1 protein-coding gene is annotated in these 531 nt (G+C 76.3%); it reads left to right on the top strand.

Going from position 1 to position 531, the window contains the following annotated elements; all coding sequences use genetic code 11:
- Positions 1-531: beta-ketoacyl reductase (locus ACFF45_RS35595; protein ID WP_381351191.1), on the top strand; the 531-nt coding region annotated here is incomplete at both ends.

Raw genomic sequence — 531 nt, 5'->3', positions numbered from 1 at the left:
ACGCCGCCGCCAACACCTTCCTCGACGCCCTCGCCGCCCACCGCAGGGCCGCCGGACTACCGGCCCAGTCCTGTGTCTGGGGCATGTGGTCCCTGGACACCGGCATGACCGGCCACCTGGGCGAGGCCGCCCTGCACCGCCTGCACCGGCAGGGCTTCGGCGCGCTCTCCCAGGCGGAGGGCCTGGCGCTGTTCGACACGGCCGTCGCGTCCGACGCCACCGTGCCCGTCCTGATGCGGCTCGAACCAGCCGGGCTGCGGGCACAGGCCGCGTCCGGCACGCTGCCCGCCGTGCTGCGCGCGCTGGTCCGCGCACCGCGCCGCCGGGCCGACCAGGCCACGGCCGGCGCCACGCTCGCCGACCGCCTCACCCGGCTGCCGGACGAGCAGCGCCGGCCCGTGCTGCTGGACCTCGTACGCCGCGAGATCGCCGACGTGCTCGGTCACACGTCCGTCGACGGGGTCGCCCACGACCGCGCCTTCAAGGACCTGGGCTTCGACTCCCTGACCGCCGTCGAACTGCGGAACCGGC

Source organism: Streptomyces cinereospinus, assembly GCF_042430725.1.
GTDB classification, from domain to species: domain Bacteria; phylum Actinomycetota; class Actinomycetes; order Streptomycetales; family Streptomycetaceae; genus Streptomyces; species Streptomyces cinereospinus.
The sequence above is the reverse complement of the archived record's forward strand: the minus strand, read 5'-3'. Positions and strand labels throughout refer to the sequence as shown.